Consider the following 13,293-nt stretch of genomic DNA (forward strand, 5'->3'; position numbering starts at 1 on the left):
TGATGCAATCAATGAATATCGAGGTCATAAATTTATGGCGGTGTGGTTAGTAGTTAAAAAGTGGCTTAGTTCCCACCTTTTTAAATTGAGCAACCGAAGCCTTCTCATCTTTAGTGGCTTATATGTGAGCCTTTCATGGTGGCTGCTGGTTCTCGCTGGTGAAACAGCATTAACAGACAGTTTCGCTAACTTTATCTATTACCTCATGGTTACGGCGAGTACGGTGGGTTATGGCGACCATTCTCCAGTAACAGATTTGGGTAAATGGGTTGTCGTACTATTTGTAATCCCCGGCGGTTTGAGCTTATTCGCCGCATTATTGGGGCGTGTCGCTGGAGCAGCGATGGACTATTGGCGAGCGGGTATTTTAGGAAAACGGAGAGTAAGAGTGGAAAACCATATTGTATTGTTGGGCTGGAATGGATCGAGAACGATGCACCTTATTCGCATGTTACAACATGAAGAAGAGGGAAAGCGTCCGATTGTTTTATGCAGCCGTTCAGAAATAGAGAACCCGTTACCTGGCGAAATCAGTTTTATCAAAGTGACCAGTTATACCGATTCGCAAGAAATGAAAAACGCCAATATTGCCGAAGCCGCTTGCATTATTGTGGATAATCTCTCGGACGACATTACCTTGTCAGCCGCTCTATACTGCGCATCTGTAAACCCTTCCGCTCATTTGGTCGCTTACTTTAAAGATGAAGCGCTAGGCCGACTTCTAAGTCAGCATTGCCCGAAAGCGGAATGCATACCTGCAGTTGGCGCAGAAATGTTGGCAAAAGCGGCGGTTGACCCGGGCTCAAGTGCGCTTCATCAGGAGCTTTTGGCTTCAACACGAGGTATGACGCAATACTCAGTTATTTATCCCGAGGGTCAGTCTGCCACCACTATTGAGAATCTCTTCGTTTTTCTCAAAAGACGCCATCATGCCACGCTGATTGCTTTTGATATTGGCGATGGTATTCAACTCAACCCAGATTTAGATGCTGAAGTACCCGCGAGTACCAAGCTGTTTTACATTGCAGATGAACGTATTGAAGATTTTGCCTGGAAAGAAATGAACAAGGAACAATAATGCACATGATTGCCGGCCTGTTAGCAGGCTTCCCAAACTTTTTACTCTATTTCTCTGTTTCTATTATTTTTGTATTGGCGTTTAAGTTCATCTACGTCAAGTTGACGCCATACGATGAGTGGCATCTGATCAAAGAAAAACAAAATACAGCAGCAGCGATTGCGCTAAGTGGGGCCTTCCTTGGTTATTGTCTCGCGATTTCGGGGGCGGCAAAAAACTCGGTCAATATCGTCGATTTTATGGTGTGGGGCGTTGTTGCAATGCTTGCTCAAATTATCGCATTTGCAATTGTACGCTTTATTTTACTTCCGAAAGTGGCAGAGCGTATCGAAAAAGATGAACTGCCAGCCGGTATTGTATTAGCCGCAGTTTCTGTTTCGGTCGGCGTATTGAATGCCGCTTGCATGACTTACTAGGAGGAACGATGAAGCGGAGTTCTAACGTTAAACGTTCTTCCATGGACAAAAGCTTAAAGCTTGGGAAAATTCTTCCCTTTGCTGCCTTTGGTGGTATTTTCTTCTTTGCTACGTACGAGTCAAAAACAGAAGGGTACATTTTTTCTGATGCTGATGAGTGTAAATCTAACTCGCCTGAGTTTAGTGAACAGTGTGACATTGCATACCAAGAAGCTTTAGCTCGTGCCGAACAAAATGCCCCTCGCTACCGCAGCGAGTTCGAATGCGAGAATGATTTCTACGAGGATGATTGTTACTACAGTTCCAGTTCCCGAGCTTATGTACCTAACTTTGGCGGTTTTTTTTACAGTCGCTCATTAAGCGGGTTGAAAGGTTATAACAAGAGCTATTACTCAGAGCCGATGTACCGTTATAAATCCAAATTCTATAATGGAGCAGGGCAATTCTTTGGCTCCTACCGAAATCAGCCGACCAAAGTTGCGACGAATAGCCTTAATAAACGTGGTGGCGGCACCATTGGCAGGGCGATGTCTCGAGGCGGGTTTGGTAAAGCGGTGTCGGTCAGTCGAGGCGGTTAAAAAGCACTATGTTTCGACGAGAAATACAAGAGCGCGAAAACTGGCGTGAATTAGCACGCCAGTTTGGTTTTGGTTTCCATACCATGTATGACCAACCGTATTGGGATGAGAGTGCTTACTATCAATTCACGCTGGAGCAAATTGAGCGCGATATAGAAGCGCCCACTGAAGAGCTGCATCAGATGTGCCTGGCTATTGTGGATGAAGTCGTTCGGAGTGAGCGGTTGCTGACGCAATGTGCGATCCCTGAATCTATGTGGGAGCAGGTCGCTTCTTCATGGAGACGAAGCGAACCTTCGCTTTATTCGCGGCTGGATTTCGCGTACAACGGGACCTCGCCAGCAAAATTACTGGAAAACAATGCGGATACGCCAACCAGCTTGTTTGAAACTGGCTTTTGGCAGTGGGTGTGGCTAGAAGATGTTGTAAATAAAGGTCGAGTTCACCAGAGCGCGGATCAATTCAATATTCTTCAAGACTTTTTGATCGAGCGCTTTGCCGAAATAGCAAAATACCAACCAGGACAAACACTTCACTTTAGCTGCTGCAAGTACACTGAAGAAGATAAAGGGACTGTCCAGTATTTAGAGGATTGCGCGCGAGAGGCAGGGTTAGCAACGGCATTCGTGCATGTCGAAGATATTGGAGTGACGGAAGATGGTCTGTTTGTGGATGCTGACGACAGAGCGATTCGTTGGATGTTTAAGCTTTACCCTTGGGAGTTTATGTTTGAAGAGGAATATGCGAAGTACTTAGCGACTGCGAACGTAAACTGGTTAGAACCGATGTGGAAGTCGATTCTATCCAATAAAGCACTTTTACCGTTATTGTGGGAGCGCTTTCCTAATCACCCGAACCTTTTGCCCGCTTATTTTGCTAACGATTCAAAAGCGAACACTATGAGAGATTATGTCATCAAGCCACTATTTTCTCGAGAGGGCGCGAACATCGAGATCGTCATCGATGGAAAACGTTTTGTTAAAACGTCAGGGCCTTATGAATCTAAATTCAATATCGTCCAGCAATACCATCCACTACCTAAGTTTGGGCACAACCATACGTTAATTGGCAGTTGGTTGGTCAATGATAGAGCTGCCGGTATTTCGATTAGGGAAGACAGTAGCTTAGTGACTCAAGATATGGCGCGGTATATTCCACATGTAATTTTAACATGATCAAAAAAGCTCTCCATTTGGAGAGCTTTTTGTCTATTCAGCCGTTCAATGTTGATGGTCGACAGCGTTGCGTCTATTGTTCTTCAGCTAATGCAACACCGCGCTGGGTAAGACCACATAACATCACTGGCATTGCATTGAAGATCTCTTCAAACTGCTCTAAGCCTTCCATACCTTGTTCGGCCAATGTTTCAATGGTTGTTTCTGGGTCGTAAAGCATAGTAAGAGAAAGTAAAACACCACCGAGTAGGACATTATCTTCGCTATCCTCAGGCATCAACGTTTCCCAGTCATCACGCGCAAGTTGCCAGCCTTGTAATACACCTTCACAGAAATCGCGAGCCTGACTTGTTACAATGTCTTGCTCATCTAGCGCGCACCCTGCAGGCCACTGCCAAGTGCCTTCTAGGAGAGCGGGACGAGTTTGGTTCCACATTTGTACAATCTCGTCAATGTACTGCTCTAGTTGTTCACCGTCAGTAAATGGCGCTGTTTCTTCTCCACCCCATAAGAATGGCAACCACTCTTGAGGCATTAATACGTTTGGCGCTGCAGCCATCGCTGTTACAAAGCCTTGAGTTTTTGCTAGGTTTAGTAGTTTACCGTCAAGTTCTGGGAGAGAAAGGATGTCTTGTAGTTTCAAAATAGAATACCATTTGTTAATGGGCTGGTTGATTGCGCTCATCTTACCAATCAATTAGTGATAAATCGATATTAGGGAATGATTCACACATCTATGGAAATTCACTCATCACTTAGAAAAAAAAGCATTCTCGCCCTAACACTTTACCTGTGCTTCTTTATCGCCACTATCGGTTCTGTCGCCTATTTGGTTGTTGAGCCACCGGTTAGACAAAAGCTAGAGCAAAACCTAGAGTTACGTACCCAACTCCTGGCTCTTGAGATAAAAGAGCCCCTCCTCAGTTCTACAGGTGTATTGAGCAGCTTAGTAGGGCTAGCCCAAGGGACTGAAAATATTCAATCTCTCAACACAATAATTCCACATATACTTCAATTGAGTGACAAGATGCTTGTTAGTGGTGGCGTATGGCCTAAACCCGAACTAAAAGCAGAACAATGGAGATATAAAAGTCTATTCTTCAATAAAAACAGTGATAGTGGTATTGACCAAATTCACTCCTACAATAACCCCGAATCTGGCGGTTATGATAATGAAGCCTGGTATGTCGCTGCCGCCGATGCTCCGGTAGGTTCTGTTAGTTGGTCTACGGTTTACATCGATACCTTTACTCAGATCCAGATGATTACCGCGTCTTCTCCGTACTACCAAAACGGTCGATTCGCTGGAGTTGTAACGGTAGACCTATCACTTGATGCACTTTTTCAGTTTATTCGAGAGCACACGAACCAGCATTCTTTGGGGGTAGTGGTTCGCGATGCTGACTCAAACGTGATTATTGAACACAACTTTCAACTGACGGACGAAATTTATGTCAGCGAGCTTGATTTCGGAGAGTTCGATTGGCGCATGGAAGTTGTCAACGCAAAAGCTAAAGTCGCCGATCAAGTGTTTGAACAAGTGATGAGCGTTGAGGGGAGGATCATTCCATTTTTGCTCTTGTGTGTCTTGGTCGGTTACTACTTACTGAATCGCTATATTGTTGAACCAATTGTTCGCATTGCCGCTAAGATTGATGACTCGAAAACTGGTGGGATCATAGATATTGACTACGATAGCGATGACGAAATCGGACAGCTTATCGAGAAGTTCAATGAAAAGACGATCTATTTAGAGCAGGAGAGAATAAAAGCTCAGGCTTCGACAAACGCTAAAACGGCATTCTTAGCCACATTGTCCCACGAGATTCGCACACCAATGAACGGTGTACTAGGAACTGCCCAGATACTGTTAAAAACACCACTTACCGATGAGCAGCGTAAGCACCTGAGAACACTTTATGATTCAGGTGATCACATGATGACATTACTCAATGAGATTTTAGATTACTCAAAAATTGAACAAGGGCATGTTGAGTTTGAAAATAAGCCTTTCCCAATTGAGTCGATTATCGGCAGTATCAAGAGTGTTTATCAAACTCTATGTGCAGAAAAAGGTCTTCGCTTTAGAGTCGTCTCGCATTTACCAACGGGTCGTTGGTACAACAATGACAAAGCCCGTTTGCGTCAAGTACTGTTCAATCTACTCAATAACGCTGTTAAGTTCACCGATCGTGGCATCGTAGAGGTAGAGCTAGCCGAGAAATCGAGTAAGGCAGGCACCAAGCTGATACTAAAGGTAAAAGATACAGGAATTGGTATTTCAAAAGAGGCACAAAAACGCATTTTTCGTCCTTTTGAGCAAGCGGAGTCATCAACGACTAGACGGTTTGGTGGTACAGGGCTTGGTTTAGCAATAGTCAAAGAAATCGCGGAACATATGGGTGGGCAAGTGGTTGTAGAGAGTCAGGAGGACGCTGGAACGACTTTTACTGTCGAAATTGCCCTTACACCTTGCAAGCCGGGTAAAGTAGAGTCAATCAATACACATAAATTGAACTGTAAAGGGTTGAAAGCACTCATTGTTGAAGACAACCGAACAAATGCGATCATTATGGAAACTTTCCTCCGAGCCAAGGGCTTTGAGTGCACAAGTGTCGAAAATGGTCAGCTTGCAGTCGATGAGGTTGCGATCAAACCATTTGATTTGATACTGATGGATAATCATATGCCTGTTCTAGATGGCGTTGGGGCCATATCAGCCATTCGAGCAATGAGTTCACCTGCTAAGTCGGTACTGATTTTTGGCTGTACAGCGGATGTGTTCAAAGAAACACAAGAACGTATGATTAATGTAGGAGCAGACCACATAATAGCGAAACCAATAGTGGAGTCTGAATTAAATGATGCACTGTATCTTCATGCGACACAGTTATATCAGTACCAATCGGACTTTGATGGAAATGCAGCAGATAGCTTTAATGCTGAAAAGTGGTTACTCAACTTCTATGTCGCTCTAGATAATGGACATCTTAATGAAGCACTTGAGGCTATTTCAGCGATCATTGCGGAGGCTCCCCTTGAACTCAGTGACGACGTTTCTTCAGTCGCTGAACGGATAAGAAGTAACTTAAAGCGTCAGCAATCCCCAGACCAAGATGATATCGATACATTAACGATTTTGCTGGCCTCACCATAACTGAATCAATATGGCGCAACTGTGAATTGTTCTTACTATTCATACGTCATCCAGCTTCGTGACAAACTCTTCTAACCTGCAATGAACAGGCTTGCAGTTTTACTTTTACGAGTAAAGCAGCAAGACCTTCTACTGTGATTATATCGGTAATACTCTGAATTTTCGCAGCTTGGTAGCATAAGCTATAGGAGTGACTGTTTACAGTCCGAGTTTTGTTCTAACTTTACGTCAAAATAATTATCGTAACCCCTTTTTATGTAAGTGAAATCCGTGTTTTTGTACCATTTTTACGTAATTTTAGGCGTTTTTACTCGTCATTGGTGAAAAAAACTACTTTTACTTTAAAAGTTGGTTATAAATTTACAACTTAATTTTAAATACAGAGCCATAAGCTAGTTTTTGTGTGTTCTAATTGCATCATTAACTGGCTTGGTATCTTTTTAGTGGTTAATAGTTTTATTATTTTTATTAATTGCAGTGTTTGATTTTAAGGGTTTTGTAAATGAAGTCTCGTGGACCATTTTGTATTCGTCACGCCGCAGCGGATACCTTTGCTATGGTTGTTTTTTGCTTTATCACAGGGATGATTGTCGAGATTTTGATTTCAGGGATGACATTTGAGCAATCTCTAGCATCGCGTACGCTATCGATTCCAGTGAATATCGCCATTGCTTGGCCGTATGGGGTTTTTCGTGATTGGGTGCTGCATCAAGGTAGTAAGGTGTCACCGTCTTCCTTTATGAAAAACATCTCTGATCTGGTCGCTTATGTACTATTTCAATCTCCAGTTTATGCGGGTATCTTATTCGCAGTTGGCGCGTCTACAGATCAAATTGTGACCGCGGTGGCAAGTAACGCTGTTATTTCTTGTGGCATGGGTGTGTTGTATGGGTACTTCTTGGACATGTGCCGCCGTTGGTTCCGTGTTCCCGGTTATTCTCAAAGCATCTAAATGCCCCAGTTTTGCTCAATTTAGTTACTTAGTGAGCAATCGATTCGAAAAGGGCGCTTTTTTTTATGTTTAGCCTTGACCATCAGGCACATAATCATTAAATTAGCGCCTCGTTAGCCAATGATGCTAACCAAAATTTGATTCGGTGAGTTGTCCGAGTGGCTGAAGGAGCACGCCTGGAAAGTGTGTATACGGCAACGTATCGAGAGTTCGAATCTCTCACTCACCGCCACATTCTAAAAGGTCTGATTTATCAGGCCTTTTTTCGTATCTACACTAAAGTAATGCGTCATTGAAAGTACACAAGAGTGCTCAAGGTGCAAGCGCCATTCTATCTACAAGCCAACTATTCACATCTCACCTCGATACAACGCCAAAATTGAAGATGCTATACAGAGGCCGCCATAATCTGATTGGTGCGGGTTAGCCTATCCGCTTTAATCTAGAATTTAGCAGCCATATCACATGAGGTATGAATACGGCCACAAGAATGAACGTAGTGCTACTAGATGCTAAGCAAAACAGCCATGAACACGAATACAACAGCAATCATACCAAAGAGATCTGTGTTTGGATTGAGGTCATCAGGGTTAAATTTTTCAATGCTTTGCGTCGTTTTGCATCTTATCTTCATGTTCTTGTCCTTATTTCATGTACGATTTCAACAGCAACATAACATGCAATTGAGTGTTCACAAGTCATAAAAAGCATAAGTATACTTGTACCTCATTGAGCGCAAAAAATACTCAAAGCGTTTTAAAGTGGCGGTCTACCTTTTGTAACATCAAATATTCTTTCTGTTTTTGTGCCTGTATCGCTATAGTTGAGAAACGGTTATCTCGTTCTAGTTAGGAACAAACTACTGGCTGCCGCTACATTCTCTCAGCGTTCCCACTCAGTCGCCTTGGGTAGATACTTTAGTCGTTGAGTACTGCAAAAAAACGCCGCATGAGCAGCGGCGCTTTGTTGAGGAATTCCCTTTCCTACTTGTAGCTAAGTTCTGTCGCTTTGCCTTTGAAGATCCGGTATACCACAAAGGTGTAAAGCAATATCACCGGCATAACAATCATCACACCGTAGCCCACGATTATTAATGTCGCAGGTGAGGAGGCCGCTTGTTGTGCGGTCATCAACCCCGGCACAACTTCTGGGAAGAAACTATACGCAAGCCCGAGAAAGCTCAACGCGAAAATGACGGTGACACCAAAGAAAGGCCAGCGCACACCCAGATCATTCACCATTGGAACCTGACGCAAATAGCGATCAACTAGGAAGATGGTTGCCAATACAATTAACGGAACTGGGGCAAGCAACAAGATTTCTGGGAAGCTGAACCAACGCAAGGCAACTTGTTGATTTACAATTGGGTTTACAACGCTAACCACCAAGATTCCTAAGGCTGCTAACCAACCAGCACGGCGAGACCAACGGGCCGAGCGTATTTGCAAATCACCTTCCGTTTTTAGTACTAACCATGCGCCACCGATGTAAACGTACGCCGCCGCTACACAAAGTGCGCTTAACCAAGCAAAGCCAAATGCTTCGGTTGATTGTTCAAATCCCATGATGTAACGACCCACCATGTAACCCTGAGTTAGTGCGGTGATTAGCGAGCCAATTCTGAAGCACCAATCCCAATGAGGTTTATGATCCGAGTTCGCTTTGGCTCGGAAATCGAACGCCACGCCACGCATTATCAGTGCGATAAGCATGATGGCGGTCGGCATATAGAGCTCCGTTAAAATCAAACTGTGAGCGGTAGGAAAGGCAATCAACAAAATACCAACGGCTAACACCAGCCACGTTTCGTTCGCGTCCCAGAAAGGGCCGATAGAGGCTATCATTCGGTCACGTTGCGCTTCATTATCACTTGGTAAAAGGATACCGACGCCAAGGTCGTAGCCGTCGAGCACAGCATACATAAAGACCGAGAAGCCAAGCAGCAGAAGATAAATTTCTGGTAGATAGTCGAGCATGATTAGGCCTCTTGTTGTGTCAGTGGGACTTCATGGGCTGCAATGTCTTTGCGCGCCAAATAGAATAGGGTATGGATGTACGCAACCAGCAATGCAGCATAAATGGCTAAGTACATAATGAGCGAAGTCATCACGCTACTGCTCGCAACCGTGGTGACGGCTTCGGATGTTCGCAATACACCGCTGACCAACCAAGGTTGTCGACCAATCTCAGTAACATACCAACCCGCCAGTGTGGCTATCCAGCCAGAGAACGTCATGGCTAATACCGTGTACAGGTAAGGTTTAGGTAGCGCTTTTTTACGTGCTAGCTTCACCGCGCCATACCAGCTAACAAGCAACATAAGGACACCAACACCAACCATCACGCGGAAGCCAAAGAACAAGGGCTTCACTGGCGGGTGGTCAGGTGCAAACTCGTTAAGTCCTTGGATTTCCCCATCTAAGTCATGCGTAAGAATCAAACTCGCCAGCTTTGGGATGCCCACTTCAAAATCATTGCTGCTAGTTTCTTCATTTGGCATCGCAAATAGTAGAAGAGGTGCGCCTTGCTCGGTCTCCCACACGCCTTCCATCGCTGCGATTTTTGCAGGTTGATGTTCAAGCGTGTTTAACCCGTGAAGGTCACCGACAAAGATTTGTACCGGGATGAACCCAGCCGCCGCGAACAGCGCGACTTTTAGGCCAAGTTTGGCTGAGCGGTGATCTGGCTTTTTCATTATTTGATAAGCTGAGATACCCGCAATCAAGAAGCTGGCAGTCAGCGCCGATGCTAATAGCGTGTGCAGAAGACGGTAAGGTAAAGAAGGATTGAAAATAACTTCCTTCCAACTGGTTACATGAACAATGCCGTCAATCACTTCATAGCCACTTGGTGTGTGCATCCAGCTGTTAAGCACTAGAATCCAAAACGCGGACATACTTGTCCCAACAGCAACCAGAACGGTGGCGAGAGTATGAACCCATTCCGGTACTCGTCCTCGTCCAAAAAGCATTACACCCAGGAAGGTGGCTTCCATAAAGAAGGCGGTCATCACTTCGTATCCGAGCAATGGCCCTGCTACGTTTCCGACTCTTTCCATAAAGCCTGGCCAGTTGGTACCAAACTGGAAACTCATCGTAATGCCGGATACCACACCTAAGGCGAAAGTAAGAGCGAATATCTTGACCCAGAAGTAATAAACATCGAGCCATACGGGAGCTTGTGTGCGGTTATATCGCCACTTGAAAAACACCAACATCCATGCCAACGCGATGGTGATGGTCGGGAAGAGAATGTGAAAGCTGATATTGGCCGCGAACTGGATCCGCGACAGCATGAGGGTATCTAACATCTTGGTTCCTCAAAAACGTGCCATACTAAAAATCGTGTCTATCTGTAATTTAGTTACGAAAAGTCGGGCAGTTTGGATTCATGTATCGAGAAATACAGGTGATTCTGTTTTCTTCTAACCATGATTTATATCAACTAAGGGAAAGAAAGGAGTGTAGGAAATTGTCTCAAAATGCCACTAATAGTCGCGAGAAGTGAGTAAAAGAAAGCAAATGTAACTGAAGGAGCATGGATTAAGATTAGTTCGAATTATCCTTATGATGGTTTCGATAATCCTGAAATAAAATTACAAAAACAATATTTTTAGTAAGGAAAATTGCCTTGCCTTCACTTTGAACCTCCATACTATTTATACACTAGTCATGTCGAGAACATCTCAAACACAGCAAACTTACTGGCAGTTAAGGTGGGAAACTTTAGCTAATTGATAAACTTAAAATTGCACTGCTAATGACATATGCATCATAAGTTCGTTAGCACTCGACCAGAAGTGCGATAGGCTACATTTTTATACTAGCGAACGACTTGGCGCTAGGTAATTCGGCTTTCACTAGATCAACAAGTCGACTGTGGACCATTTTCGATTCCTGATGAGTTTCAATCCAAACTGACACTTACTTTTCAGCAAGTGTGCTAGTGTCTTTCTTGTTATTTATTAAATAATTAATAAATGCCGATCTGGTAAAGAGAGTTGTGGACAGCTATCTCGAGCAGTAGACTGGCGCTAGCCAGAGAGTCTGACTTTGAGGGAGCATTCTACATGAATCTTGGATTCTGCCACCGCAAAGCTGATATTGAATTTGATGGAGATGGATAATGAACGACAGTTGGGCTAATTTCTTTCCTTACTTTGCTGGAGCTTTTAAGCTTATTGTATTAGGGATAGGAGCCTACTTAGCCATTAAATGGCATTTTGACGAAGAGCGAAGGGTAAGAGAAGCGGAAGGTGTGGTGTTTGATAACCCAAGTCTCATGAAAAAGTTTGCGAAGACGCTAACTCTGCCATTCCTTTTGTGTCTTCTAGTTCTTCTTGTTATATATGCTACCAACTGGTTCCTGTACTGACAGCGTTATTGTTTGTTGTAGTAAAGTTGAATGCTGCCACCTCTGAGAGTCGAGCCGTAGTTGAAGTTAACGCCTATGCCGAAATTGTCCAACCAATCAAAGGGCTTTGGTGCATAAAATAGCCATCCTATAGAAGCTTCGTAGTAATGCGGACTTCCCAGTTCATCGCTTAAATCATGCGAAAGGTCGACTCTTTTAATCCCAGTAAATAAAGCTTGCTCACCGTGATAAATATTGTAGTAACCAGTGATTTCATTAGATAGGTACCAACCTTTAGGGTTGCCTATATTGCCGTTATTTGCGCTTCCCCAGCTGTGCCCAATGAATGAATTCAATGTCGAACTGGCATGCCATTTCCCCCAACTTGTGGGAGACGTGTATTTGGCTTTAATGGATGGTTGAACTATTGCCGCCCATGCTGAAACGTTAACGGCACGGCCGTCTAGGATTCTTCCAATGATGGAGGAAAGTTTATTATCGGTAGAGAATGAGTTTTCATAACGCATAAGGTGAGTCGTCGTTCTGGTGCTAAGGGTGACGTTTTCACTTGCTTTGTATAGATACCCATAACCAATCGATGCACCGTATGTCCTTTCCTTGAGAAGATCCTTACTTGTGCCGAATAGTTTGAGATCATTCTCTGTTTGTATCGTAAATGCCTTAAACGACAGCTCATGTAAATCCTCGCTGCCCTCTATGTCAAAGTTAGTCGTGTAAGGGAGAACATATACGGATTTGCTTCGACGTTCATTGATTGACTCGTCAGTCCCGAACTCTGGGTTGGCGGTATCAAATAATGCATTCGGATCAAAGTCGCCAATACCAAACGCAATTGCGTCAGTATCGGACAGCAACACCGCGATAGAAAAACGTTGTTGAAGAAGGTTGCTAATTTCCTTATCTAGTGGATCCGCATGAGCAGTATGAGGTAGAGAGAGTAGGAGAGCGAGCGAAACGACTCGCCACTCCACTGAGGCGAAGTTGGGTTGGAACATTTTGGCTCTTTCAAATGGTTCATGCATGGAGTTTTTGGACGTACCGGTACGCTAACATTAGTTTAATCGTTGAATGGTCGGTGTAACTTTGAGAAATCTATGTTTTCTCATATTGATGTGAAAAAGTTCCTTAAACGAGTTTAGCTTCAATGTGTATGCTGCACCAGATTTGTTTAGCAACATCATTCTTTTCTGAAGATGTAGCAAGACTTTGTGACTAGGTTGCATTATTTTCTTTAATGCGTCTCTTGAGAGGAAAATAGCAAACTTTTTTATTGCCTTGGCGCTCAAGAAAATCTGAATCGTTCACTGTGCTACTGGTTAACTTCGAAAACTTGTAAGCATCCTGTCTGCCAACATCACGACTAACATCATCAAGGAGTACCCTTAAATACGTCAGATAAACAATGGTTTTTTTGAGCTTTAGAAGAAATGTTCGGACCTTTGCATATTCCGCGGTGGTGCTCAATCCAAGAACTGTGTTTTGTATGTGTTCTCAGTAAATCATTGAGTCGATCTATTCTTCAAAATGTGGTCCCTTTTAATTCACTTTCTGTTACATATTTTT

General features: G+C 43.8%; 12 protein-coding genes and 1 tRNA gene. 8 read left to right on the forward strand and 5 right to left on the reverse strand.

Translation table 11 applies throughout. The features are described from left to right. Positions 1 to 34 precede the first annotated feature (34 nt). From R8N28_RS12175 to R8N28_RS12190, 4 genes are read left to right on the forward strand one after another with little or no spacing between them, the layout of a single operon-like run. The gene (locus R8N28_RS12175; RefSeq protein ID WP_017635053.1) at positions 35 to 1,078 is read left to right on the forward strand and encodes a potassium channel protein; all 1,044 of its coding nucleotides are present in this window, start codon (positions 35 to 37) and stop codon (positions 1,076 to 1,078) included. Continuing rightward, complete coding sequence (locus R8N28_RS12180; RefSeq protein WP_005378281.1) at positions 1,078 to 1,494, forward strand: DUF350 domain-containing protein; 417 nt, start codon at positions 1,078 to 1,080, stop codon at positions 1,492 to 1,494. The genes R8N28_RS12175 and R8N28_RS12180 overlap by 1 nt, the downstream gene beginning before the upstream one ends. A gap of 8 nt (positions 1,495 to 1,502) precedes the next feature. Beyond that, a complete protein-coding gene (locus tag R8N28_RS12185) occupies positions 1,503 to 2,072 on the forward strand; it encodes a DUF1190 domain-containing protein (protein ID WP_025766906.1) in 570 nt (189 codons plus the stop codon). Positions 2,073 to 2,080: 8 nt separating this feature from the next. Continuing rightward, entirely contained in the window at positions 2,081 to 3,247 is a 1,167-nt protein-coding gene (locus R8N28_RS12190; RefSeq protein WP_042522104.1) for a glutathionylspermidine synthase family protein, read from the forward strand. 73 nt (positions 3,248 to 3,320) lie between these two features. On the opposite strand, the gene R8N28_RS12195 is transcribed toward R8N28_RS12190, so the two are convergent. Then, entirely contained in the window at positions 3,321 to 3,932 is a 612-nt protein-coding gene (locus R8N28_RS12195; RefSeq protein ID WP_114139468.1) for a YecA family protein, read from the reverse strand. A gap of 51 nt (positions 3,933 to 3,983) precedes the next feature. Here R8N28_RS12195 and R8N28_RS12200 point away from each other — a divergent pair, with 51 nt between their 5' ends. The 3 genes from R8N28_RS12200 to R8N28_RS12210 all read left to right on the forward strand — a co-directional run bounded on the left by R8N28_RS12200 (position 3,984) and on the right by R8N28_RS12210 (position 7,588). After that, on the forward strand, positions 3,984 to 6,404 hold the full coding sequence (locus tag R8N28_RS12200) for a hybrid sensor histidine kinase/response regulator (RefSeq protein WP_318183385.1): 2,421 nt from the start codon (positions 3,984 to 3,986) through the stop codon (positions 6,402 to 6,404). Positions 6,405 to 6,906: 502 nt separating this feature from the next. After that, complete coding sequence (locus R8N28_RS12205; RefSeq protein WP_054575116.1) at positions 6,907 to 7,356, forward strand: L-alanine exporter AlaE; 450 nt, start codon at positions 6,907 to 6,909, stop codon at positions 7,354 to 7,356. A 144-nt stretch (positions 7,357 to 7,500) separates the two neighbouring features. Beyond that, a tRNA-Ser gene (locus tag R8N28_RS12210) sits at positions 7,501 to 7,588 on the forward strand. 273 nt (positions 7,589 to 7,861) lie between these two features. Here the strand turns inward: R8N28_RS12210 and R8N28_RS12215 are convergent. From R8N28_RS12215 to R8N28_RS12225, 3 genes are all read right to left on the reverse strand, one after another. Beyond that, the gene (locus R8N28_RS12215) at positions 7,862 to 7,990 is read right to left on the reverse strand and encodes a hypothetical protein (protein ID WP_017635045.1); all 129 of its coding nucleotides are present in this window, start codon (positions 7,988 to 7,990) and stop codon (positions 7,862 to 7,864) included. A gap of 349 nt (positions 7,991 to 8,339) precedes the next feature. After that, positions 8,340 to 9,332, reverse strand: coding sequence for a cytochrome d ubiquinol oxidase subunit II (locus R8N28_RS12220; protein ID WP_005388401.1), 993 nt, complete (start codon positions 9,330 to 9,332; stop codon positions 8,340 to 8,342). Between the two features lie 2 nt (positions 9,333 to 9,334). Next, the gene (locus R8N28_RS12225) at positions 9,335 to 10,666 is read right to left on the reverse strand and encodes a cytochrome ubiquinol oxidase subunit I (RefSeq protein WP_065274361.1); all 1,332 of its coding nucleotides are present in this window, start codon (positions 10,664 to 10,666) and stop codon (positions 9,335 to 9,337) included. Between the two features lie 815 nt (positions 10,667 to 11,481). Here R8N28_RS12225 and R8N28_RS12230 point away from each other — a divergent pair. Next, positions 11,482 to 11,730, forward strand: coding sequence for a hypothetical protein (locus tag R8N28_RS12230; RefSeq protein ID WP_005378271.1), 249 nt, complete (start codon positions 11,482 to 11,484; stop codon positions 11,728 to 11,730). Positions 11,731 to 11,735: 5 nt separating this feature from the next. Here R8N28_RS12230 and R8N28_RS12235 read toward each other — a convergent pair whose 3' ends face one another. Beyond that, on the reverse strand, positions 11,736 to 12,725 hold the full coding sequence (locus R8N28_RS12235) for a Solitary outer membrane autotransporter beta-barrel domain (RefSeq protein ID WP_005388404.1): 990 nt from the start codon (positions 12,723 to 12,725) through the stop codon (positions 11,736 to 11,738). Positions 12,726 to 13,293: the final 568 nt, after the last annotated feature.

Source organism: Vibrio sp. Vb1554 (genome assembly GCF_033344235.1).